Annotated in this window: 18 protein-coding genes; 8 read left to right on the forward strand and 10 right to left on the reverse strand. The window is 45.1% G+C overall.

Annotated elements, in window-relative coordinates; all coding sequences use genetic code 11:
* Positions 1–255 precede the first annotated feature (255 nt).
* The gene (locus tag PPO43_RS15175) at positions 256–933 is read left to right on the forward strand and encodes a hypothetical protein (RefSeq protein WP_272619327.1); all 678 of its coding nucleotides are present in this window, start codon (positions 256–258) and stop codon (positions 931–933) included.
* Positions 934–989: 56 nt separating this feature from the next.
* On the opposite strand, the gene PPO43_RS15180 is transcribed toward PPO43_RS15175, so the two are convergent.
* The 5 genes from PPO43_RS15180 to PPO43_RS15200 form a co-directional block, all read right to left on the reverse strand.
* Positions 990–3467 (reverse strand): TonB-dependent receptor, encoded by a 2478-nt coding sequence (locus PPO43_RS15180; RefSeq protein ID WP_272619329.1) that lies wholly within the window; start codon positions 3465–3467, stop codon positions 990–992.
* Between the two features lie 208 nt (positions 3468–3675).
* Entirely contained in the window at positions 3676–4725 is a 1050-nt protein-coding gene (locus PPO43_RS15185) for a hypothetical protein (RefSeq protein ID WP_272619331.1), read from the reverse strand.
* A complete protein-coding gene (locus tag PPO43_RS15190; protein WP_272619333.1) occupies positions 4710–6113 on the reverse strand; it encodes a hypothetical protein in 1404 nt (467 codons plus the stop codon). Before PPO43_RS15190 ends, PPO43_RS15185 begins: the two co-directional genes overlap by 16 nt.
* A 1-nt stretch (position 6114) precedes the next feature.
* Positions 6115–6534 (reverse strand): acyl-CoA thioesterase, encoded by a 420-nt coding sequence (locus PPO43_RS15195; protein ID WP_272619334.1) that lies wholly within the window; start codon positions 6532–6534, stop codon positions 6115–6117.
* 39 nt (positions 6535–6573) lie between these two features.
* Positions 6574–7320 carry a methyltransferase family protein gene (locus tag PPO43_RS15200; RefSeq protein WP_272619336.1) on the reverse strand — a complete coding sequence of 249 codons (747 nt, stop codon included), beginning with the start codon at positions 7318–7320 and terminating at the stop codon, positions 6574–6576.
* Between the two features lie 427 nt (positions 7321–7747).
* Here PPO43_RS15200 and PPO43_RS15205 point away from each other — a divergent pair, with 427 nt between their 5' ends.
* Positions 7748–11044, forward strand: coding sequence for an AAA family ATPase (locus PPO43_RS15205; RefSeq protein WP_272619338.1), 3297 nt, complete (start codon positions 7748–7750; stop codon positions 11042–11044).
* 1 nt (position 11045) lies between these two features.
* Here the strand turns inward: PPO43_RS15205 and PPO43_RS15210 are convergent, their stop codons facing one another.
* A complete protein-coding gene (locus PPO43_RS15210) occupies positions 11046–11327 on the reverse strand; it encodes a hypothetical protein (protein ID WP_272619340.1) in 282 nt (93 codons plus the stop codon).
* A 113-nt stretch (positions 11328–11440) separates the two neighbouring features.
* Here PPO43_RS15210 and PPO43_RS15215 point away from each other — a divergent pair, with 113 nt between their 5' ends.
* A complete protein-coding gene (locus PPO43_RS15215; protein WP_272619342.1) occupies positions 11441–12010 on the forward strand; it encodes a glutathione peroxidase in 570 nt (189 codons plus the stop codon).
* 31 nt (positions 12011–12041) lie between these two features.
* Here PPO43_RS15215 and PPO43_RS15220 read toward each other — a convergent pair whose 3' ends face one another.
* Positions 12042–12350, reverse strand: a complete 309-nt coding sequence (locus PPO43_RS15220) for a hypothetical protein (RefSeq protein ID WP_272619344.1) — start codon at positions 12348–12350, stop codon at positions 12042–12044.
* Here PPO43_RS15220 and PPO43_RS15225 point away from each other — a divergent pair.
* Positions 12340–13320 (forward strand): arginase, encoded by a 981-nt coding sequence (locus tag PPO43_RS15225; protein ID WP_272619346.1) that lies wholly within the window; start codon positions 12340–12342, stop codon positions 13318–13320. The genes PPO43_RS15220 and PPO43_RS15225 overlap by 11 nt on opposite strands.
* Here the strand turns inward: PPO43_RS15225 and PPO43_RS15230 are convergent.
* Entirely contained in the window at positions 13310–14077 is a 768-nt protein-coding gene (locus PPO43_RS15230; protein ID WP_272619348.1) for a tRNA pseudouridine synthase A, read from the reverse strand. The genes PPO43_RS15225 and PPO43_RS15230 overlap by 11 nt on opposite strands.
* A gap of 25 nt (positions 14078–14102) precedes the next feature.
* Between PPO43_RS15230 and PPO43_RS15235 the strand changes: the two genes are divergently transcribed.
* The 3 genes from PPO43_RS15235 (at position 14103) to PPO43_RS15250 (ending at position 18877) form a co-directional block, all read left to right on the forward strand.
* On the forward strand, positions 14103–15629 hold the full coding sequence (locus PPO43_RS15235; protein ID WP_272619350.1) for a BCCT family transporter: 1527 nt from the start codon (positions 14103–14105) through the stop codon (positions 15627–15629).
* Between the two features lie 379 nt (positions 15630–16008).
* Complete coding sequence (locus tag PPO43_RS15245; protein WP_272619352.1) at positions 16009–18069, forward strand: BatA domain-containing protein; 2061 nt, start codon at positions 16009–16011, stop codon at positions 18067–18069.
* A complete protein-coding gene (locus PPO43_RS15250) occupies positions 18059–18877 on the forward strand; it encodes an alpha/beta fold hydrolase (RefSeq protein ID WP_272619354.1) in 819 nt (272 codons plus the stop codon). The genes PPO43_RS15245 and PPO43_RS15250 overlap by 11 nt, the downstream gene beginning before the upstream one ends.
* Here the strand turns inward: PPO43_RS15250 and PPO43_RS15255 are convergent.
* Both PPO43_RS15255 and PPO43_RS15265 read right to left on the reverse strand, forming a co-directional pair.
* Positions 18874–20223, reverse strand: coding sequence for a hypothetical protein (locus PPO43_RS15255; protein ID WP_272619356.1), 1350 nt, complete (start codon positions 20221–20223; stop codon positions 18874–18876). The two genes, PPO43_RS15250 and PPO43_RS15255, sit on opposite strands and share 4 nt — an antisense overlap.
* A gap of 349 nt (positions 20224–20572) precedes the next feature.
* Positions 20573–21427, reverse strand: a complete 855-nt coding sequence (locus PPO43_RS15265) for an SDR family NAD(P)-dependent oxidoreductase (RefSeq protein WP_272619360.1) — start codon at positions 21425–21427, stop codon at positions 20573–20575.
* 705 nt (positions 21428–22132) lie between these two features.
* On the opposite strand from PPO43_RS15265, the gene PPO43_RS15270 reads away from it, so the two are divergent.
* Positions 22133–23536, forward strand: a complete 1404-nt coding sequence (locus PPO43_RS15270) for a phosphoglucomutase/phosphomannomutase family protein (RefSeq protein WP_272619362.1) — start codon at positions 22133–22135, stop codon at positions 23534–23536.
* Position 23537 lies beyond the last annotated feature (1 nt).

Below are 23537 nucleotides of genomic sequence, written 5' to 3' on the forward strand. Positions count from 1 at the left end.
CCTGAAAAAGAGTTAAATCGGCTGAGGGATGGATAGTGGTGGCCTGCAAGGCCAGACCCAGCGGGCGAAGCCCGCGCAGGGCCGAGCGAACAGCGAGCCACGGCACAGCCCGACCCGACCAAAGGGAGGGGCAGCCCCAAATAATAATGCTATCTTTTAAGCAGATTGGGTATTAAAGAAAAAAGTCTTGCACCAAGGCGAGATTTTTGTGCATCTGTAAAACAGATTTCTTACTCACACTTTAATCTTCTGCTTATGAAAATCCTTAGTTTTTCGGCTCTTGCGCTACTGCTTGCTTTTGGCTTATATTCTTTTAATCAAATGGGTCAAGATAAAGAAGAGGGCCAAGTTAGTTATGCCGATTTTTTGGCTCAGTTTGAGCAACAGGCGCTTCCTTTGGCGCTCAACCACGATCAATTTAGTAGCCATGCAGAGCAACAAAATTATGAACGCGATCTCTGGGAAAAACTTCCTGGCAAGCGGTTAAATAGAGAGTTTTCTGCTTTTATTCCAGGTTTAGATGATGGCATGATGAGCCGTATGGGGCCCGATCGTTATCAGGCTCAAGGCATTTTGGCCCAGACCAAAAACTATGATTTATTGCTTTATGCAGTCTTGCCTCCCTTTCGCGCCAACGAACGTTGGGTTTTGGCGGCTTATAGCAAAAAAGGAGAGTTAATTGATGAGATGATGGTGGCTACCAATCGTTATGGTAAGCAAGTTGGGGCCGTTATTTCTGAGGATTGTTCTATTATTCTGCAAGAATGGGATCGAGCGCTCGAAGATGATATTTATCACTATAAAGAGACTGATAGCAAACGCTTTGTAGTTGCAGATAATGGTGAATTTGTTCAAACTTTGGGTACAGAAGTAGATCGTCAACCCCGAAAACGACAACTACAACAAGTACAAGAGAGCTTTGGTATGCGCTAAAAGCTATTGAAGAAAAAATAAAAGCCCCTAGATGAGATTATCTAGGGGCTTTTCTCTTATAAATTGGCTCTTAACGTCAGGATAATATTTTGACCTGGAGCTGATATTCCCGAAGCATAAGGTCGATAATGCCAATCTAATAGGTTTTCAATGCCCAATTGCAACTTCCATTCTGGACTTAGTTCGTAGGCGGTATAAAAGTTAATAACAAACCAAGCGGGTGTTCCTGTGGGTAAGGCCTGGTCTAAATTTTCTGAGCTTTCATCGGCATAATCTTCTAGTCGTTTTGGGCCATTAAAGCGGATATTGGTTTGTAGGCTAAAGGCCTTTTTATGATAATGGAAGCTCCACTGCCCATATAAGGGTGGAATATGGGGGAGGGGTTGCGCTACGGCCTCCGAATAATCTAAACCTTGGGTATAGACCAAACTCCATTTTAAGAAGGCAAAATCATTGAGCTCGTAAGCCATACTGGCATGTATTCCCCAAACGGCCCCTCGACCAATATTGACTAGGGCCTGAATATTCCGAAATCGCCCATCGTAATACATACTATCCTGTCCATTGATGCTATATGCTTGCTGTACGATGGCATCAAAGAGATAATTATAATAGATCGTGCTGCTCAATTTTAGCTTTTTAGCAAACTGTTTAGAGAGGCCGATCTCCATATTGATGGATTTTTCGGGACCAATTTCGGCATTGGGCACCGTTACATTGCCTCCTTTGGCCCTCAATTTGGCCATATCATCAATATTGGGTGTGCGAAAAGCCGTAGAAGCCACCGCCCGAAGCTGAAACTGCTGTCCTAAATCCCAGCTCAAACCTGCGCTGCCCGTCAAGGCATGTGTCTGCAAATGAATGTTGTCATAAGGCAAGCTGTATAATAAAGTATCCAAGTAGCTAGCAGCTAAGTTGGTGTAAGTGTATCGGCTGCCCAAAATTAACTTGGCTTTTTCCTTGGCGAACTTCAAGCGATAGCTCAAATAAACGCCTAGATTTCCCATTTGGCTTCCTCCGTCGGGATAGCGAGTGCCTAGTCCCCGATTAGATTGCTCTCCTGTTTCAATATTTTCTGTAAAAGCTTCTGATTTCACCCAGTTATGGGTCCATTCAGCGCCATATAAAAGCTCTTGTTTTTTGCAAATCTTCCGTAGAAAATCGGCATTTAAGGTAAAAACGCGTACCTCTTCGGCCTGTGTTCGACGTAGTGGGTCATTAAACTTTCGAGTAATTCGCTCTTCCTCTATTTGTTGAAAAGCGGCGACAATTTGTCCTTGTCCCAGCCAGCGACTACTATCGCCATTGATGTTGGCCCTTAAGGCGGAGAGCAAGCGATTTTGTGGTCCGTAGTTCCATTCTGCATATTCCAAATTTTGAGAAATAATTTGTCCATTGCTAAAGCTCACCTCTCCTTCTGTCAACTGGTCGTAACGAGGTACAGTCGTAGAAGTAGAATACTGCAAATTATACTCAAAGTCTAGTTGTTCATTATAGCGATAGCGCAGCTTTTGCATTAGGTCCATTTGCCCATAAGCACTGCCCAATTGCACATTGGGATTTTCATTGATTCGAATCAAGTCTTGCCCCAAATCCTCATTTCTTTCTACATAAAAGTAGCGGTTCCAATAGCGCGCCATACTGCTATCTGCCTTATAACGGCCCGCTCGAAGATCGCCATATTTAGAAAAGCTCATGCTTGTTAAGCTTGCCCAACGATTGCCTGACCAATGTATATCGCTATGCAAACGACGCTCTAAATTGGCCGTAGAAAAACGGCTGTAAGCATGAATATGCCAAGCTTTGCCCTGCTCTTCCAAAAACCTAGGCGATTTGGTCCGAATATACATTACGCCCCCCAAAGCATCCGATCCATAAATTGTAGAGGCTGGCCCATGATGCAGCTCTACACCTTCAATAATTGCCGGATCAATAGTGATAATATTTTGCAAATGCCCAGCCCGATAAATGGCATTGTTCATCCGTATCCCATCCAAAACAATTAATACCTTATTTGCTTCAAAGCCCCTAATAATCGGACTCCCACCGCCCATTTGAGAGCGCTGTACAAAAACTTCCCCAGAGTTTTCCATTACTCCAGCAGTCGTCTGTGGCTGCAAAATCTCAATCTCTTTTTTATCGATAAGCGTCAATTGAGAGGGAACCTCTCGCAGCGGCTCCTCCCGCTTAGAAGAGCCCTGCACCAACACTTCAATCAAATCAATGGGCCGCCTTTGCAAAAATAAATGCCCTTTTTGGGCCTTCAAATCAAAATAATCACCATAAAATTGATGGTAATTTAGATGCGTAACCAACACAAATTGCCCCTCCACAAAAGAGTCAAGAACAAAGAGGCCCTTTTCTGAGGAAAATAAGGGGGCGGTCAATTGACCTCTTCCTTCTGCATCTAGAATTTGCAGCTGGGCATTGGCCACCGCTTGTCGACTATCCGCATCAAAAATATACAAGCTATCTTGCCCCCAAAGGGCCGTGAAATAGCAGAATGACAAAACGAAAAGTAAATGTTTTTGCATAGTATTTGTTTTGGGGCTGCCCCTCCCTTTGGTCGGGTCGGGCTGTGCCGCAGCTCGCTGTTCGCTCGGCCCTGCGCAAAAAAAGCGAAGCTTTTTTGCTGGGTCTGCGGCTTTGCCGCCCTGCTGTCCATCCCTCAGCCAGCTGAAAAATGACTCCCTTCGGGCGCTCAAAAGGCCCTTCGGGCCACTGCTTTTGCGCCTAGGTGGACTAATCCAAATTCCTCAAACTATTGGCCGAAAGTTGTTCTAGATAAACCGACTGCAATTCATAAAATAACAACTGACTGTCTGGCATTTCGGGCCAAATGGGCCGCAAAGCCGCCAAACTTTCTTCCAAATCAGCTAGCGTACAAGCTTCAAAACGAATTTGATCCCCTTCATATAAATAATGCCCACCAAAAAAGCCTTCTTCTAATAGCGTGTAGCGCATAGGACCAAGCTTTTTATAAGCCAAGCCTGTAGCCAAAAAATCGGCCTCTGTTTTTTTATTGAGTAGATATTGTAGCTTCCCAGCTCGAAAGCAAGCCCCCCAATGAAAAATAGGCAGCGCCAAATCCATAGCTAAGGGGTAGGTAGAAAAATTGTCCAAATAGTTTTGGGCTAGCTTAAGATCCAAAATAGAGTTTTCCGTTTCCCAATTGCGTAAGGCGCCCATGTTATAGAACATCAATACCGTTCTATCTGCTGGGGGAATGCCGGTCTTCCGTTGGTATTTTACCTGATGTAGTCGCAGGGTAACGGATAAGCGAATAGTTTGGCCCAACTCCTTTTTCAATAGCTTTAGAAAGAGAAAGTAAGCCTCTTTAGTCTTCAAACTCCAATCACAATCAATTTGCAGTTCCTTAAAAGCCAAATGAGCAGGAAGTTTCGCTTCATAGGCACGTAAATACTCAGCCGTATTTTGGGCCAACAGTTCCAACTGGCCAAGCTTGTTTTGTTGTAAAAAACTACGATTCGTAATGAAAAATACGGGCACGACCTCCTTCCAAATATCAGGAGGCGAAAAATCTTTTGGCCACTGCAAATGGGCTATTGGATAAATGCCGTCCTGATTGGGCACCCAATCAAAATCGGCTAGATGCAAATATATTTTCTTACTTCCCAATGCCTGCATTCCTTGGGTTTCGGCTTTGCTCCAATCCCAGTTCATTTTCCAATGATAGAAATGTCGCTCTTCCCATTTTGGTCCCCCAGACTCACAGGCCGAAAGCAAAAAGAGAATAAAGAGTAAAGGCCAAAGTCCTATTCTTCTTTGCATAACTCTATCTTCTTTTGGGGCGGTTCTGGATAGCTTTTTTCTAGCCGCTTACAAAAGGCCTGAATTTTTTTTCGGCTTTTTAAGACGGCTAAAATGCTGCCTTTGGGGTCTATGACAACTAAGCTGCCCATAGCTCCCAATTTGGCTGAATCCGAAACTTTATAAGCAGAAGCAAAACGAGCTTGTTCAGGTAATTGCGAGCTATATAAGCCCACAAACTGACTACGCAAACGGGCAAAAAGGGCCAATTCTTTAGGCGTTAAAATATCTACGGGATTGTTATCTAGGCCTAAGAGAAGAAAGCCCATCTGCTTAATTTTCCAAAGATGAGTTTGGCGACTAAAAGCATCTTCTAGCAGCAAATTTGGCAGTAAAGTATTTTTTCGGGCCAGCAGTCGTTGTTCCCAAAACTTAGCTCCTCGCCAATATTGTTTAAATCGGGACCAAAGGGAAGCTTGGCCAGCCAATAATTCTTTTTGTAAACTAAAGACTTTCTGCCAATCTCTTTGCTGTTCTTCCTCCCAAGCTTGCAAAAGAGGTTCTTCAGCTAGGTAGTTGGATTGGATGTAGGCAATTCGCCAAAGTAGATTGCCCATTTCTTCCCAAAACAGGCTGCTTGTTAAGCCAAAATATGCAGGCAGATGATGGGCCAAAGGCCCCAAAGCAAACAAACGCCCTTTTCGCCATTTCTTTAAGCGATAAGCCTCCTCAACATCTTTTTTACCCTTGAGGCCTGGACCCGCTAAAATTTGTTCTTGTTCTTTAGCGTTCCAAGCGCGACCAAAAAAACGATAGTCTCGGAGCTTGCCATTATCTTCTACGCTATAGATTTTGGGCCAAAGAAATAATTCTCTTTGAGGCTTTTTACCTTTAGATTTTGTCTGATATTGTTGTACTTCTTTTTGTCCATTGAGTTCTTGGGCCAAGAGATCAAACTGCGCTATATATTTTTTAGGACAACCCTTAGAGAGGATGAGGTAGCGGCAGCGGATAGCCTGCAATTCCATTCCGGCTTGACTATGCCAGCAAATAAATCCTTCCTCCTCTTCTTCAATGGCTTCTAATTGGACCAAAGGAAAGCGCCGAAGTTCGCTTTTTGTTTTAGGGCGTAATTCTTTTTCGCCTAGGCCCTTCATTTGTTGGTGAGGAAAGCTTTTCGCTTTATCGCTATGAATTTGATAATTCCAATCCAATAGCTTGTTTTCTTCCTTCATCTGCCAAAGAAAAAGCTGGGCTGCGGGGCGAAGTAAAGCTGCTTCGCTTCGGCTATTTTTCGCTTCAAAGCAAAAAACAGAGAGGCCCAAGGCTGTAGCATAAGCGCTTAGCCATTGGGCCAGTTCTCCCTCCATCAGGAGGCCAATATCATAAATAGTAGATTCTTCCTTCAAGCTATTCTGTGGCTTTTGCCTCTAGCTCCTCAATAAACTGACGAAGTTCATCAGAGATTCTAGCGGGACGTTTTTTCACAAAGTCGAACATCACGATACTACAGTGGGCTACTACGGCCAAATAGCCTTTAGAGCTATACATTTCTGCTCGCATTTTCAGGCTGCTATTACCCATTTCGGTTACGCCCAATCGGACTTCTAAGGTGTCGGGATAAGTAACGGGAGCTTTATAGTCAGCACTTAAGTTTGCTACAACGGGTTGTACTGGGCCTTTGCCCTTTTCGCCTGTCATTAACTCTTCAAAGTATTTGACTCTGGCCGTTTCGAAATAGCGCAGGTATTGCACATTATTCACGTGGCCAAAGGCATCCATGTCGCCCCAAACAACAGCTTGTTTCCAAATTAAGGGAAGCTTGCTCATAATACAATTGATTTTGGTGAGCTCAATGATAAGCTACTCTTAGCGTCCTTCAAAGATATTTGTTGTTTTTTGGAGGACTTTAATAATGAGGTACCAAACAATGGACCCGATGAGCAGGCCGTACCAGAGTGGGGACATATTGAGCCATTCTTGGCTGCTAATATAACTTCCGAGGGCTTCAAAGATGAAGAAGACCAAAAAGAGGTTGAGGATACCGGCTTTTTCTTGGCGAATAATTTTGGCCCAAGAAAAGGGGTAGTCGGGTTTGCGCCATTGGCTAAATTTGGGCCAGAAGGCAGGGGTTTTAGCGGACCAATCGGTATATGCTTTACCATATTTATCGATCAAAAAGGCTTCTTCTGCATACATGATGCGCTCGTAATAGACCCAATACATAAAGATGAAGGCGATAATAAACCAAAACTCTTGGGTAAGACCAGCTAGGCCCAACCACATAAAAAAGTTGCCTACATAAAGCGGGTGGCGACAGATGGCGTACCAGCCAGAGCTATTGATATGATCGGCAATTTGGCCTTCAGCGGTATTGCGGCCTGAAGTATTGGGGGCAGCATGGCCAATGGCGTGCATTCGGATAAACAAGCCGATTAAAGAAACTGCTAAGCAGCCCCATTTATAATATTCGGCATAGTTGGGATCAATCAACTGCTTGCTCCATACATTATAGATATAGGCGCCTAGGCCCAATACAATAATGACTAAAGGGAGATAACTGCGGTGCTTAAATAGGAAATCTCCTTGCGATCTTAGCTCTGTTTTTAAACTCATAGTTTGCTTTATTTTCGCCAATTTTGGCTATAGTGGCGCAAAGCTAACAAAGAACTCTTTTAAAAACAACTGTCCTTGGACTTGAAAGCTAATTTTGCTGAGATTGGCCATAGTTTTGTCCAAAGTAGCTACAAAAAAGGCTGTGGTGGGCTTATTTTGGATGGAGCAGGCGAGCGCAGCGAGCCGCAGGCCTAGCGATGTGGAAGGGTGGCCGTAGGCCAGACCGAGGCGGCAAAGCCGCCAAAGGGCCGAGCGAATAGCGAGCCCTGCAACGTAGCGCCGACGAGCGTAGCGAGGCGGAGGCCCCAAACGATAAGAAATATATTATTGATATAGGCAAGTCGATTCAATTTGGAAAGAGAAAGGAAGGGGATCTTCGATGAGTTCAGAAACTTATTTGTATTTTCGGCCAAATGAATCACTGAATATGCAGAAAGTACAACTTGCTTTTCCGATTGTAGAGCTTTATTTGGCTGGGCAGGCCAGTCCTATTAGAATTCCTTTGGCCGAACAGGATTATTTGTCTTTGGAGCGGGAGGAAGAATTGCGTCATCGTTTTCAGCAGCGTTTTCAGGAGGCTGTGATGAAAGAGGGCGAGTATCTTTTTATGGCGGATTATGAGTTGCCGCAGGATTTTGAGTTGGCGGAAACTCGCTTATATTTTGACCATCCGAGTTTTGAAGAGCGTTTGGATTTGCAGGGATTTTATTTGCGTTTGCCTTATTTGCGTAGGGAGCAGGAACAGGGGTATTGGTTGATGTTGCCACAATTGGGTTTGGAAGGTTTTGCGGCCAAAGAAGAAGATATTCCGCAGCAGCTCAAGCAATTGGTTGAGATTGATGTGCTTCGGGCGGGGAGGTTGGAATATGTGCAGGGGTTGATGCCTCTTTTTTGGACTGAAAATATGAGTTTAAAAAAGGGGCATGTTCAACTAGAAGCTTATAATCTCAAGGAATTGAATGCCTTGAAGGAAAAGAATGAAAATAGCCTTTTGCCTTCAGCGGCTACGCCTTTGCTTAAGGCAAAAAAGCAGCAGCTTTGGGGGCATGAAGAGGCTTTGCAGGAGCTTTTGCAATTGTTGCAACAAGAAGGGCAGTCGATTCTTATTGTAGGGCCTTCGGGGGTAGGGAAATCTACGCTTTTGCTGGAAGCTATGCGTAAAAGAAAGAGTAAAAAGCCGCAGATTTGGAAGACTACAGCGGCTCGGCTCATTAAGGAACTGAGTGGAGAGACGGGTTGGCAAGAAAAGCTACACCTACTTGTTCAGGAATTGCGACAGTTGAAGGAAGTGCTTTATGTAGAGCATTTACTTTCCTTGTTTGAGGTTGGGCAATATTCGGGCAGTGATTTGAGCATGGCGGAGCAGTTGCGTCAGCATTTGGATCGGGGAGAAATCCGTATGATTGCCGAATGTACGGCAGAGGAGTTGGCCTTAATTGAGAGTCGGAGTCCGTCTTTTTTACAACATTTTCAGCGTTTGGAGCTGGTTGCGCCCAAAGGGCAGCAACTGCTAGAGATCGTGGAGGGCAAGTTGCAGCAGCGAGCCAAGAGTATGGGGGTGAAAATTGATTCGGAGGCTATTGCTGAAGGTTTGCGTTTACAGTTGCGCTATCAGCCGTATTCTGGTTTCCCGGCCAGAAGCATTCGATTTATGGAAGGTATTTTACAACAGCATAAAGAAGAAGCTGGGAAAATTAGCCGAACTCAGGTGGTACAAGCTTTCTGTCAGGAGAGTAATATGCCAGCCTTTATGGTTGATCCAGAGATCAAACTTGATCCTTTTGCCTTAGAACAATTTTTTAGACGACAGCTTTTTGGGCAGGATGCGGCAGTAGAGAGTCTGAGAGATGTATTGGCTTTAGTGAAAACGGGCTTAAATCGTCCAGAAAAACCCATTGCTTCTTTGTTGTTTGCGGGCCCAACGGGAGTGGGGAAAACGGAATTGGCGAAGCTCTTGGCGGAATACATGTTTGGGAGTCGGGAGCGAATGATTCGTTTTGATATGAGTGAGTTCTCTTCGCCTTATGATGTCATGCGATTGATTGGAACCGATTTTAATTCTGATGGGCTACTTAGTTCGGCGGTTCGTCGTGAACCCTTTTCGGTTCTTCTTTTTGATGAGTTAGAGAAAGCGCATCCCTCTTTTAATGATTTATTGCTACAGATTTTGGGCGAGGGGCGCTTGAGTGATAGCCGAGGGCAATTGGTCAACTTTTGTAGCTGCATCATTATTATGACCTCTAATGTGGGCGCAGCCAATTTGCAAAACAAGCGAATTGGTTGGGCCGATAGCTTGTCTAATCTGGAGCTACAACAACATTTTGAGCAAGAATTGCAGAAATTCTTTCGACCAGAGATATACAATCGCCTCGATCGCATTTTGCCCTTTCAGCCTTTGGGGCAAGAATTGATGTTGCAGTTGGTGGAAAGAGAGTTGGGCTTATTTAAAGAACGGGAGGGGCTGAAACGTCGCCCGATTGAACTCAATTGTTCGATGGCCCTCAAGATGCGATTGGCACAGGAAGGCTATCAGCCAAAATATGGAGCGCGGGCTTTACAGCGGGCTATGCGTTCTTTGTTATACTTGCCTTTGGCGGAAGAGTTGAATAAATATGGACCCGATGATCGCTTAGACGTTTTGGCTGATTATGATCCTAAGGAACAAGCGGTCGTTTTTCAGTTAAGGGCTCAAAGCCAGGAATTTACAGCCTTAATTGAGCAGCTGAGTCAAGGACAATATATGGACTTTGCCAGTGAACTTCGCTATGATTTTCATCTACTCAAAGAGGGACAATTTTATATTCAGTTGCAAACACAGCTTGAACAAATCCGTAGGGAACAGGCTGAGCAAGAGCATGCTGGAGCTGCTCGCTTCCTCAATAGAGGAAGTAAACTTTTGGCAGAAATTCAACAAAAAGGAGAAGAGATTGATGCGTTGGAAACCGAGATGGCGCTTTGTAGTCTAGGCTATAGAGATTTTAATCGTCAACGACATCAGGCTCTGAAAGATTGGGAGAAAGAATTTTTTGCGGCCAAATTGTCGCTTTATCGCTTAATGGATAATCAAGCCGATGACTTAGAATTACATATTTATAGTGATCCAGAAGCCTTTACCGATCTTCGGATTCCACAATTTATTGCTCAGGCTTGTCAAGAGGAAGGTTTCCTATTAAGCCTAACAGCCATTTTGGCCCCCAAACAATTAGAGAAGTTTGTGGAAGAGGTTTGGCTCGATGAAATGAGCTACCAAGCCCTAGACGAAGGTAAATTACTAGAGGAAAAAGAAGAAAACGGACAGCGTTATTATAAAGTGGGCCGTAGCCAATATCAATACATAGAACAGCCCATTCAACAACTCGAAGAATTGGCCCATCTAGATCATTTAGGCCGCTTGTTTGCCTTGCGTCTACATATTGAAGGTCCTGGCGCCCGACTATTTTTTGCGCATGAATACGGCTTGCATGCCCTAGAGTATGATTTAGATAAATTCTATTACTATTATTTAGTGCAAGGAGATGAGCAAAATGAACTGCCCGAAGAACTACACCGAATGAAGGTCCGATCACTTAGCAGAAGCCCCAAACGCAAATATCGCCTGCAACGCATCGAGGATAGCGAGTTCCAACTCTCTAAACAAGAAGTCCCCAAAGAACAATACTTTCAGCAACTATATAGCATCTGGAAGCAGCTCTTTAGGGACCATATTGAGGCTTTGGTGCAGTAGACTAACGACGCTTTTTGCGCATATAGCCTGGAAAAAGATTAGATTTTCCTTTCTTCGTGCGCTTAGCACTCAGCTCTTTCTTCTTTTTCTTCTCTACCTCTTTCTTATTATTGTATTTCCCCTTACTCTTTAAGGTTGTTTCTCTAGCCTTGTCATCGGGATTAGGGGTGCTAAAACCAGGGTCAATACCTCCATAGGCAGGACAAGAAGGGCCTCTGTTACAGCTTTGTAGACCACTGCCTAATACGAGAAATAAAGAAAGAGTGATCAGTAAATATTTCATAAGTAAGCATATTTTAAAGTAACTTTAAAGTGAGCACAGCAGCTAAACCTTTAGCAGTTGCTGTCGTTTGTAGAAAGTACATATTATTCGTCAAATAGAAAAACGGATTTTCCATGAAGTACTTATTTGTTTCAGGCCTATTATTTTTTGGCCTAGCATTCAGCTTTTTTGCATTTAAATCAAATAACGATATGGCTAAGATTTATGATTTTAAGGTAGAAACAATTGACGGAGAAGAGATTGAACTCAGTCAATACAAGGGCAAAACGCTCCTCATTGTCAATGTAGCTAGCAAATGCGGACTCACTCCCCAATACGAAGAGCTACAAGCACTCTACGAAGAGTATAAAGACCAAGGCCTACTCATTTTGGGCTTTCCCGCCAATAACTTTATGGGCCAAGAACCCGGAAGTAATGAGGAAATCAAAAGTTTTTGTCGCATGAATTATGGCGTGGGCTTCCCCATGTTTGCCAAAATCTCTGTACAAGGCGACGATATCCACCCTCTCTATAGTTATCTTACCCAAAAGTCAGAAAATGGGGTCTTTGATGCTAAAGTGCGCTGGAACTTTCAAAAGTTCCTCGTTTCACCCCAAGGCGAACTCTTGCAGTCTTTTGGCCCCCGCCAAAAAGTAACAGAAGTAGAAGTCAGAGAGGCAATTATAGCCGCCTTACCAAAATAAAAGAATCTTTTTAGATCAACTGAACGCCTATTCATTTTGGATAGGCGTTTTTTTTGGGGGCTGCCCCGCCTTTCCTCCCTTCGGTCGTCAAACTGCAGCCTAAAGGCTTTGTTGTCGGCGGGTCGCTCCACTCCGCAGCTCGCTGTTCGCTCGGCCCTGCAGCCCTACGGGCTTTGGTCTGCCGCCTTTGGCGGCCCTGCTCCGGCAGCTCAGCCTGCGGCGGCGAAGCCGCCTGTCCACCGCAAATTTTAAAGGTCCAGAAACACATAATTTTTATTTTCTCCAATGCTTTTTTATCTTGGCTGTCTTCACAGAATAACAACAACAGCATGGAAAACATACAAATTTTAGAAATTCGCTCCGAATTAGGCGCAGGTACCCGAGGTGCAAGCCTAGGAATTGGAGCCATGAAGGTTGCTTCGCTCAAAATGAATGACACCTATTTTGCTCATTACCCCCTGCATCTGGTGCCCAATGAAAATGAGATCTTATTTCGCCCTAGCTCAACCACCCGCCACGCTAAACACATTAAAGGTATCCTAAAAGTTTACAATTATGTAGCAGATGCCATGGACCAACTTCTCACAGAAGGCACTCAATTCCTAACTATCTTATCTGGAGACCATTCTTCTGCAGGAGCTTCTATTGCTGGCTTGCGCAAGGCTTATCCAGATAAACGCTTAGGAGTGGTCTGGGTAGATGCACATGCCGATTTACACACACCTTATACCACGCCTTCAGGCAATGTCCACGGGATGCCTTTGGCCGCTTCTTTAGGTTTTGATAATTTGGATATGCGTCGCAATAATCTTTCTCCAGAACTCAATGTATATTGGGAACAACTCAAAAGGGTAGGAGATATCTCCCCAAAAATTTATCCCGAAGACCTTGTTTTTATCGGCTTGCGAGATACCGAAAAAGAAGAAAACTTCTTAATCGATCAACATAAAGTTAAGGTATTTGAAGTCCCTGAGGTCCAAGAAAAAGGCGCATTGCGTATTGCAGAAGAAACCCTACACTATCTACAAAATTGCGATATGATCTATGTCTCTTTTGATGTAGATAGTATGGATTCTAACTTAGTTTCGGAGGGCACAGGAACACCTGTCCCTAACGGATTGACCCCAGAGGAAGCTCGAAAACTGCTTTGTCGCTTTGCTCAAGAAGATCGCCTGAAATGTATGGAGGTAACGGAGGTCAATCCCTTACTAGACAACAAGCGCAACCTAATGGCCGAAACAGCCTTTTCCATTTTGCGCTCAGTAACCGATACGGTAGAGGAGCGTTTGCGCAAGCAACCTACAGACTAGGCATATTGTCCTGTATATAAGGATATTGAATGTCTTTCAAAAATAGACCCTGAGGGGGGACCGAATAGGCCCGCTTCAGGGCTTTTTGTTGGTCCATAGCCGCTTTTAATTCTGCTAAAGATAATTTAGCCGTTCCCACATTTAAACAAGCTCCCACAATCAGGCGAATCATACCCCGCAAAAAGCGATTAGATTGGACCTCATAACGCCAAAGATATGGATCGCTAAAATCCCATTCCGATCGACTCAGTTGACAACCGTAATGCTTGACATCACTATTAGTTTTGCAAAAGGGAAAAAATTCATCATAATTAAGCAGCAGCTGAGCCGCAGCCTGCACTTTTTCTGCATCCAACATTTGGGCTCTAGGAAAATGAAAGGCCGTCTCTTGCCGAAAAGGGTCAGGCCGCAAACTAAGTTGATAGACATAAGCCCTAGAAAAAGCATCGTATCGAGCATGAGCTTCCGCTTCTACCGCTAATAAACGATAAACAGCAAAATCTGGCCCTAGCAAACTGTTTAGACGAAAAGGGATGCGTTTTGGCAGTTCGCCTTTGGCATCAAAATGAGCAAAATATTGCAATGCATGAACGCCTGTATCCGTACGCCCACAACCCACAATTTGGATTTCTTGTCTTAAAATTGTAGATAAGGCCTCTTCCACTTTTTGTTGAACACTGATTTGTTGAGGTTGTCGCTGAAAGCCGAAAAACCGACTGCCGTTATAGGCAAATTCTAAAAAGTATCTTTTCATCATTTAACTTAGTTTGAACCGCAAATATATGCAAACTCTCCGAAAGACTGTTTTTTGGCCAAGCTTTGGCCTCTTGTCGCTCGCAATTATATACAGCATAGCAAATCCAGAAGGTTTTTTGGATCAAATGAAGCTGCTCAACGCAGCCTTGCTGTCTAATTGTGGTCCCCTATTCAGTCTAACGAGCTTTCTAATGCTACTGCTACTGATCGCATTGTTCGTATCTCCTTTGGGCCGTATTCGGATTGGAGGCCCCAAGGCAGAACCTATACTTAATCGCTGGAAGTGGTTTAGCATTACTATTTGTACTACTATTGCTACGGGAATTCTATTTTGGGGAACTGCAGAACCTTTATATCATTATGGTAGCCCACCAGCTTCTGCGGGCTTGGCTGCGGAAAGTCCAGAAGCAGCCCAGTTTGCTCTCTCTACTCTCTATTTGCATTGGAGTTTTACGCCCTATGCTATTTATAGTCTGCCTGCTTTAGTCTTTGCTTTAGCCCACTATAATTATGGCGCAAAATATAGCTTAACAGCCTTATTATTCCCCTTCTTGAAAACAAAAAAAGAAGGCGGTTTTCATAGTTTTAAAGGCTTATCGTCTATCATTGATAGCCTTTGCTTATTTGCTTTGGTCGCCGGTATGGCTTCTTCTTTGGGAGCAGGTTTGCTTACTTTAGCTGGTGGTTTAGAAAGCCAATTGGGTTGGACCGCCAACAGCAACATGTTGCTTCTCATTTGCATCATTACGGTACTAGCCTTTATTATTTCTGCTGCTACGGGCCTAAAAAAAGGCATCCAATTTTTGTCAAGCATAAATATTTGGGCCTTTATCTTCATCGCACTTAGCTTTTTATTTTTAGGACCAGGCCAAAAAATGTTGCCGCTAATCGGAAGTAGCTTAGGAGAATACTTTGGGACCTTCCTAGAAAAGAATCTATACAATATTTATCATCCAAAAGAAAAATGGGCCAATAGCTGGACCACCTTTTACTGGGCTAATTGGATGGCTTGGGCTCCGATCACCGCACTTTTTTTGGGTAAAATCGCCAGAGGCTATACCCTGCGCGAAATGCTGCTCTTCAATTGGATTCTACCCTCTATTTTTGCCCTGATTTGGATGAGCATTTTTGGCGGTTCTGCTCTTTGGGCTGTACAAACAGGAGAAGATTTACTCGGTAGCCTTTCAGCCAATGGGGCCGAGTCTATTATCTATGAACTTATGGCCAAATACGCTGCCCCGCTCATGCCCTTTATGGCCCTCTTGTTCATTTTTACCGTATTTTTATCCTATGTCACGGCCGCCGATTCTAATACAGAAGCCATGGGCAGCATTAGTATGGACGGCCTAGCCACAGGTGATTCCCCAAAGCTATATATTAAAGTGATTTGGGGACTTTGCATTGGTGCCGCCGCTTATATTATGGTCAGCCAAGCAGGTATAAAAGGGATTAAGATGCTCTCTAATTTGGGTGGATTACCTGCTCTGCTATTACTACTAACCGCTAGTTTGGGCTTATTGTATTGGATGTTTAAAAAGCGCTTTGGCTTTTAAGCAGCTTTTTTTGGCGTTACTCCTTTTATACTTGTTGCCGCTCTATGGTACTGCTCTCCAGCGCTAGGCTAATCCATTTAGCTTAACAAAGCTTTTGGAACTAAAAAAAACATTAGCCCTAAAGATTGTTTATATTTAGCGCCACGCATAAATTAGCAGCCCAAAAAAACGCTAGTTTTGCGCCTTTGCAGGCCGATGACCGAAGGGAATTCGGCCGCAGGATGAGCGCTGCGGAGGGGTGGCCGAAGGCCAGACCAAAGGCGAAACGAAGTGTAGCCTGCAGGGCCGAGCAGACCTGCGAGCCCCAAAGCATAGCGACCCGCCTGCAAGGCGGGAAGCCCCAAAGAATAAAAAACAATAGGTTTTCTTAAAACAGACTATGAGCTTTCTATATCCCAGTTTTTTATGGGCACTTTTGGCCCTGATTATCCCTGTTATTATTCACCTCTTCTATTTTAGAAGGTACAAAACGGTTTATTTTACTAACCTCCGCTTCCTAAAGGAGGTAAAAGAACAAACTAACTCCTGGCAACGACTGCGCAATTTACTGGTCCTCGCTATGCGTATGCTGGCCCTAGCCGCCCTAGTCCTGGCTTTCGCCCAACCCTATTGGCAAAAAGCAGGTAGCAAAATGGAACTGGGCAACCATGATGTGAGCATCTTTTTCGATAACTCTTATAGTATGTCTGCCGAGGCCGAAGACCTACGCCTGCTAGAGAAAGCCCGCCGCCGAGCCGAGGAAATTGTCGCTGCCTATGGTCCCAATGATCGCATCCAGATTTTATCTATGGACCTAGAAGGCCGCGATCAACGCCTTTTGTCTAAAGAAGATGCCCTACAAAGAATTCGAGAAATTCAACTGTCTTATCAGGTGCAGGATATGGAGCGCGTTTTTGCTCGCCAAAAACAAGCCCTAGAAAAAGGTAGCAATAAGAAGAAACAGGCCTTTATCATTTCTGATTTCCAGAAAAATAGCAGCGATTTGGCCCAAATTGAGGCCGACTCTCAACTGCAACTGAGCCTGGTCCCCCTACAAGCACAAGCCCTAAAGAATGTCGCTATTGATAGCGCCTGGTTTGAAGCCCCTGTTCAAGGGCTCAACCAAAATAATCGCCTCTTTGTTAAGATTCATAACTATGGCCAAACGGACCAAAATAAACTTCGCCTCTCGCTACAACTCAATGGCGAGAACCGCCCAATTGGAAGCCTAGACGTACCTGCGAATAGCTCTATTTACGATACGATTAGCCTCAACCTGAATAAAACAGGCTGGTATTTGGCCGAACTTCAATTGACGGATTTCCCCATTGAGTTCGATAATAGTTATCGCTTTTCTTTTTATGTCAAGGAAAAGTTGCGCCTACTAGAACTTTATGAGAATCAACCCCTATCTGCCGTTGCCGCCGCCTTTGCGGATGATGATTATTTTGAGGCCAAAGCTCAGGCAATTAGCCAATTAGACTATTCTAAGCTGCCCAATAATGACCTCATTATCCTTAGCCAACTCAATAGTTTGTCTTCTGGCCTCCAAGCCGAACTCAAAACCTATGTGGAAGAAGGCGGAAAACTACTCATCTTGCCCGCCCGCTCAGCCAAACTAGAAGATTATAATAGCTTTTTGCAGCAATTGGGCGCCAACCGCTTAGCACCCCTAGAGCAAAAAGAACGCAAGGTGGCTAGCATCAATTACCAAGATTTTATCTTTAGCGACGTCTATGAGAATGAATCGGAACGGATGAAACTGCCCATCAGTCAAGCGAATTTCCCTTTGCGCAAATCGGCCAAAGCCGCCGAACAACAACTTTTGCGCTACCGCGATGGCAGCAGCTTTTTAGGAAAGTATAAGGTGAAAGATGGCTTTCTGTATTTATGCTCAGCCCCCGCCGATTCCGAAAGCTCTGACCTGAGCAAGAATGGGGAGGTTTTCGTTCCTATGCTCTACCGCATGGCCCTTGAAAGCGGCAAAAGACAACAGATCGCTTATATTATCGGCCAAGACCAAAACCTAGAATCAGAGGCGCAAGCCCAACAGCAAGAAACGGCCTTTAAACTAGGCAACGGCCAAGTAGAATTTATTCCCGAACAACGCCGACTCGGCAATCATCTGCTTTTGGGCCTCAATAACCAATTGCAACAAGCTGGTTTTTATCAGCTTTATTTGGACCCCAAAACGGTATTGGACCAATTCGCCTTTAACTACAACCGCCGAGAATCACAACTCGATTTCTTTTCTCTAGAAGAACTAAAAACCGCAGCAGAAGGCCGCTATAATATTATTGACGGAAATTACGGACAAGATTTTGGCAGCCTCGTTCTAGAAGAAACTGAAGGCGCCGCCCTCTGGAAATACTTTTTGCTGCTCAGCCTTCTCGCTCTTCTACTCGAAACGCTTTTGCTCCGCCTCTGGCAACCACAAACACCCAAAACAAATGTCTCCTAGCTATCATCAACTCGATTTTGGTCCGCATCGCCTCCACTATGGTTGCTTTGGCCAAGGACCAAAAGCCTTGGTCGCCCTGCATGGCTTTGCCAATCATGGCGGCTACTTCGAAGAGTTGAAGAGCCTGGGAGAACGCTATCGAGTCTTTGCCCTCGATCTGCCTTTTCATGGAAAAACGCATTGGGAGAAGCCCCAATTTAATCCCCAAGAACTTCTGCAGATCATTCAGCTCATGCTGGCAAAAGAAAATTTTAAACGCTTTAGCCTGGCGGGCCATAGTATGGGGGGGCGCATCGCCCTTGGCTTATTGCCCAAACTATGGCCCCATTTAGATGCCCTCATTTTGTTGGCGCCAGCAGGCCTGCAACCCACGCCTTCCGATAGCCCCATTTTGTTTCCCCTCTTTTTGCGCCGCTTTTTAGCCGCTCGCCTAGAGCCCCCTGGCTGGATTCTATCCATTTTTGCCTGGGCCAGAAAAGCTAAGCTGCTGAACAAAGCTACTTATGTTCTGTTCCGCCAACAAATTGAGCAGGCCGACCGCCGACAACGCTTGTTTAACTGCTGGATCTCCCTTTACAACTTCCCCGTCCATAAACGGAAGCTCAAAAAGTTGATTCAAGAAAAAGAACTACCCCTATATATAATATATGGTAAGGAAGATGAGATCACCCCTGGCCGCTACGGACAACAATTTGCAAAAAATCTCCCTTCGGCCCAATTCCACTGGGTAGCAGATGGCCACTTCTTCCTCAGAGCCCCACTCAACCAATGCCTGGCCCAAATCCTAGAGGAACAACCCTATTTTTAATACAACTCCCACTGAATCCCCTGATCCAAAAGCTCAGAATAAAGCCCCAAATCTTCTTCCTTCTCCAAATAGAGATAAACCTTTTTCAAACGAGTGAATTGCTGCAGCAAAGGCTGCCATTTCTCTACAAATTCCGCTGGACTTTGAGGGGCCATATAAAGCGCAACGACCTTGTCCGCATAGCTTAACGCCTCGGCTGGAAAGCAAATATCTTCCTGATCACAAAGCCGAAGATCCAAAACGATATCTTCCTGCAATTTCTCCAATTCCCATACAGATTGATGACAACGCTTCGGCGCTCGCCTAAAATCAAGTGTATAAGCGGTCTTTCTATTTTGTCTAAATAGTTGGACCTTTTTTTTGCGCAAATCCATACTCAAACTATCCATTCCATAATAAGAAGAGACCTCTATATCTGGCAACTTGACCTGATAAGCCTGCAATTTCCCCTTTTTGTACTGCAAATAATGCCGCAAATCTTCCTGTAAATAAGGGCCCGTAAAATACAGTTTCTCCAATCGCCCTTTTTTGTCCGTCTGCCAATCCATTATTAAGGTAGGAACATCCGGCTCTCCATAGAGATAAGCATAATGCCGACAATGGCCGTAGGGCTTCCCATTCCGAATTTCGCCCTCTTCCTGCAAACGCCCCTCCTTATCATAATGCTCGTATTTCCCCTCCCTCAAACTAGGCAACAGCCGATTTAGCCCCTCCAATAAGCGCTGCATATTCTCAATCGGCACTCCCGCCTTAACCCGTCTATAAATAAAGGCGTGAAGCCGACGAAACCGCTGCCGAGCAAAATAAGGCTTGGGATGCTTTATGTTCCCCCCATAAAAATCCTCTGGTCCATAACGCACAAACAGCCCGCGTCCCGTCCCACTAAAATCATATCCCGGCCGCTCCGCATAATAGTTCGCATAATTGGGCAAAGCCCCCAACTGCGCCAAATTGGCTAGATGTTGCTCTTCTCTAGCCAAAGAGAAATCCCGACAATAAGCAATCCCATCTTCCATAAATACCCTTAGCGCATAGCGTTCCATCGGACTCAAATCCCACCACTTCTTCTGAATTTGGTTCGCATAATAGGCCCCAGCCGCTCCTAAAAATGACTCAAAACCTGCGCCCAACTCCTGATTCAATGCTGGAGCTGGATTTTCTGCCCGCCAAGTGACAAACGGAAAAGCCTGAGCATTTAGCAGTATATTGTCATCCAACAGCAAGTAAATTGGACTCAGTCCCTCTGATAGGTTTTCATCCAAAATATCCTGTAAATCCTCCAAAGGGCGCTGCCCAAAAGCCGCTAGTGCATAGGCGGTAAATAGTAGTAATAAATAATTTCTCAACTTCTAATTTTTATGATTTGGGGCCTCCCGCCTTCGGCGGGCGCTACGCTTTGGGGCTCGCAAGCCTGCTCGGCCCTGCGGCGGCTCCGCCGCCTGGGTCTGGCCTTCGGCCACCCCGCCGCATCGCTAGGCCAGTCGCTTCGCTCCTCGCTCGGCCGTTATTCCCTTTGGTCATCGAACTGCGGCTTTCAGTCTTGTTGTCGCCGGCTTTGCTGGCTCGGTCTGGCCTACGGCCACCCCTTCACATCGCTAGGCCGCTCAACTGAAATAGCCTACATTTAATGTTTTGCTTCGGCCCTTTTGGGCAAAAAAAAGGGGGCTGCCTTCTGCAGGTAGCCCCTTATCTCTTTTATTCTGCTTTCAACTCATCTTTATCGGGTACAGCCTCTTTGGGTGCCTTCCCTTTAAAGGTGCTCATGGTTTTATATACTCCGAATAAACGGCCCGCCACAAAATCAAAGGTTCGAGTAGGAAGTATTCCCTTAAGCAAGGGAATCGCCTTGGTCATAAAGGGCTCCATCACTAAGATGTCATCTTCCTTAACGGCTTTCATGATTTTATCTACTATATACTCTGGCTCCATAATGGGCGTAAGTGCTGGAGCAGTTACCCCGTCAAACATTCCTGTATTGATATAGCTAGGTAGGATAGTACTAACCACCACGCCATTTTTAGCTTCTTCCTGTTCTAAACGCAAAGATTCGGACCAACCCACTACGGCCCATTTACTGCCCGCATAGACAGACATATTGGGGTTGGGGATTAGGCCCGCAGCCGAAGCAATATTGACAATATGGCCTTCGCCTTGGTCTTGCATATCGGGTAGAAATTGTAAGGCAATATGCATTGGGGCCGAAACATTGATATCAATGGTCTTCCGAATATCTCGATGGCTATGCTCCTCAAAGCGTTTGCCCACAACAATGCCCGCATTGTTAAAGAGGATATCAACCATCCCCCATTGTTTTTTACAAGCGGCGGCCGCCGCTTCTATGTCTTCTAGGCTAGCCACATCCACTACTTGAATGGCTACCTCATGTCCGCGGCCCTTAAACTCTTCTTGGGTCGCTAAAAGCTTCTGCTCATTGATGTCCCACAAGATAACTTTATAGGCATTTTGGCGCAAACAACGCTCGGCAATCAGTTTTCCTATTCCAGCTGCCCCCCCAGTAATGAGGACTGTTCTATTGTTTATTCTTGACATAATTCATTGATTTTGGTTCTACAAGATAAGAAGAGCCCCGCAATATATTGTTTTGCAAAGGGACTTATTTTTTGAGCTTGACCTTTTTTTTAGATGTAAAAAGGCTTCTTTATATATAAATATATATTTCCATTTCAAGGTTAAGCTTTCCTTTCCACAGGCTTTTTATGTCCATGTTTGACCAAAATAGTGTCTATTTGTTAGGGATGTGTTAAAAAATGAAATAACGCAACAAAATGAAAAAAGGCAAAAGTTATGTCTGGGACATAACTGGCTATGTAAAAAACATAACTGGCTATGCAGGACTTCAATTTGGCCTAGCGATGCGGCGGGGTGGCCGTTAGGCCAGACCCAGGCAGTGTAGCCGCCGCAGGGCCGAGCGACCCGACCAACGGGAGCCGACGCAGCGAAGCAAGTAATAGCGAGCTGCGAAACGTAGCGCCCGCCGCAGGCGGACAACAAGGCTGCAAGCCGCAGTTCGACGACCGGAGGGAGTAACGCCCCAAAAAAACAAAATGGGTACAGGAAGTAAATGTATATATCCCCATTTCCATATATTTCCCGCCTACAATCCGCTGAAATTCCCATTTTAGGCCCTTTCATTTTCAATTGAGGGCTTTTAGGTTTTAAGGAGTTCAGAAAAAAATTTATCTTTCGCCTCCAAGGATCAGGAGATCCAACAATTTTGATTTACAAAAAGCCAAGATGACGAAGATTAAATTTGGTACCGATGGCTGGCGCGCCATCATCGCAGATACTTACACCAACGATAACCTCAAAAGAGTAGCCTTAGCTACCGCTCAATATATTAAGGCCGAAGGTGGCCAAGCTGTAGTGCTCGGACACGATTGCCGTTTTGCAGGAAGCATGTTCGCCGATTTGGCGGCCCGCATCTTTGCCGACCAAGGCTTAAAAGTCTATTTGGCCCAAGGTTTTGTTTCTACGCCTATGGTTTCTTTAGGGGTAGTTTTGCAAAAGGCATTTATGGGCGTGGTTATCACGGCCAGCCACAACCCCCCCAGCTATAATGGCTATAAATTAAAGTCGGCCTATGGCGGACCTAGCATTCCCGCCGAAGTAACGGAGGTAGAAAACCGCATCGCCGATGAGGTACCCGCTACACCAAGCACTACTCAGGCAGAATTTGTCGCTCAAGGCAAAATCGAATATATCGATCTCGAAAAGTTGTATGTGGAGCACTGCCGCAAGGCCTTTGATATCGAGGCGATCAACAATTCTTTTGTCAATCTGGCTTATGATGCCATGTATGGCGCTGGCCAAAATGTGGTTCGCCAACTGATTCCAGCGGTAACAGAATTGCATTGCGATTATAACCCTAGCTTTATGGGCCAGGCTCCAGAGCCCATCCACCGCAACCTAGGCGAGCTTTCTGCTCTTTTGGCCAAAACGCCCGAACTCAACGCAGGCCTAGCCAATGATGGCGATGCCGACCGCATCGGGATGTATGATGAGGAGGGCCGCTTTGTCGATTCGCATCAGATTTTGTTGCTCCTCATTCACTACCTACACAAATATAAAGGGCTTTCAGGCAAGGTGGTCGTGACCTTCTCGGTAACGGACAAAGTGAAAAAACTTTGCGAACGCTATAACTTGGATTGCCAAGTGACCAAAATCGGCTTTAAATATATTGCCGAAATTATGACCAAAGAGGAAGTTCTCGTTGGGGGGGAAGAATCGGGCGGAATTGCCGCTACGGGCCATATTCCCGAAAGAGATGGTATCTGGATTGGCCTCATTCTCCTTGAGTTTATGGCCAAAACAGGCAAAACGCTCAGCCAATTGATGGACGAAATCTATGAGTTGGTTGGTCCCTTCGCCTTCAACCGCGATGATCTCCACCTCAACAATGAGCTAAAATGGCAGATTGTAGAAAATTGTAAGGCGGGCAGCTATAGCCAATTTGGTCCCTACAACATCCAAAAAGTGGAGGATATTGACGGCTTTAAGTTTTACCTACGCGATGATGCTTGGGTGATGATTCGCCCTTCAGGCACCGAGCCCGTTTTGCGGGTTTATGCCCAAGCGCCTACCGATGAAGAGGTGCGCCAAATCCTAGATGCTACCAAAGCGGCTCTTTTAGAGGGCTAAG

The organism is Saprospira sp. CCB-QB6, assembly GCF_028464065.1.
GTDB lineage: Bacteria > Bacteroidota > Bacteroidia > Chitinophagales > Saprospiraceae > Saprospira.

Bases quoted from the DNA above. Each gene is read 5' to 3' on its own strand.
- PPO43_RS15175 (WP_272619327.1), top strand. From the start codon at position 256: ATGAAAATCCTTAGTTTTTCGGCTCTTGCGCTACTGCTTGCTTTTGGC.
- PPO43_RS15180 (WP_272619329.1), bottom strand. From the start codon at position 3,467: ATGCAAAAACATTTACTTTTCGTTTTGTCATTCTGCTATTTCACGGCC.
- PPO43_RS15185 (WP_272619331.1), bottom strand. From the start codon at position 4,725: ATGCAAAGAAGAATAGGACTTTGGCCTTTACTCTTTATTCTCTTTTTG.
- PPO43_RS15195 (WP_272619334.1), bottom strand. From the start codon at position 6,534: ATGAGCAAGCTTCCCTTAATTTGGAAACAAGCTGTTGTTTGGGGCGAC.
- PPO43_RS15200 (WP_272619336.1), bottom strand. From the start codon at position 7,320: ATGAGTTTAAAAACAGAGCTAAGATCGCAAGGAGATTTCCTATTTAAG.
- PPO43_RS15205 (WP_272619338.1), top strand. From the start codon at position 7,748: ATGCAGAAAGTACAACTTGCTTTTCCGATTGTAGAGCTTTATTTGGCT.
- PPO43_RS15210 (WP_272619340.1), bottom strand. From the start codon at position 11,327: ATGAAATATTTACTGATCACTCTTTCTTTATTTCTCGTATTAGGCAGT.
- PPO43_RS15215 (WP_272619342.1), top strand. From the start codon at position 11,441: ATGAAGTACTTATTTGTTTCAGGCCTATTATTTTTTGGCCTAGCATTC.
- PPO43_RS15225 (WP_272619346.1), top strand. From the start codon at position 12,340: ATGGAAAACATACAAATTTTAGAAATTCGCTCCGAATTAGGCGCAGGT.
- PPO43_RS15220 (WP_272619344.1), bottom strand. From the start codon at position 12,350: ATGTTTTCCATGCTGTTGTTGTTATTCTGTGAAGACAGCCAAGATAAA.
- PPO43_RS15230 (WP_272619348.1), bottom strand. From the start codon at position 14,077: ATGATGAAAAGATACTTTTTAGAATTTGCCTATAACGGCAGTCGGTTT.
- PPO43_RS15235 (WP_272619350.1), top strand. From the start codon at position 14,103: ATGCAAACTCTCCGAAAGACTGTTTTTTGGCCAAGCTTTGGCCTCTTG.
- PPO43_RS15245 (WP_272619352.1), top strand. From the start codon at position 16,009: ATGAGCTTTCTATATCCCAGTTTTTTATGGGCACTTTTGGCCCTGATT.
- PPO43_RS15250 (WP_272619354.1), top strand. From the start codon at position 18,059: ATGTCTCCTAGCTATCATCAACTCGATTTTGGTCCGCATCGCCTCCAC.
- PPO43_RS15265 (WP_272619360.1), bottom strand. From the start codon at position 21,427: ATGTCAAGAATAAACAATAGAACAGTCCTCATTACTGGGGGGGCAGCT.
- PPO43_RS15270 (WP_272619362.1), top strand. From the start codon at position 22,133: ATGACGAAGATTAAATTTGGTACCGATGGCTGGCGCGCCATCATCGCA.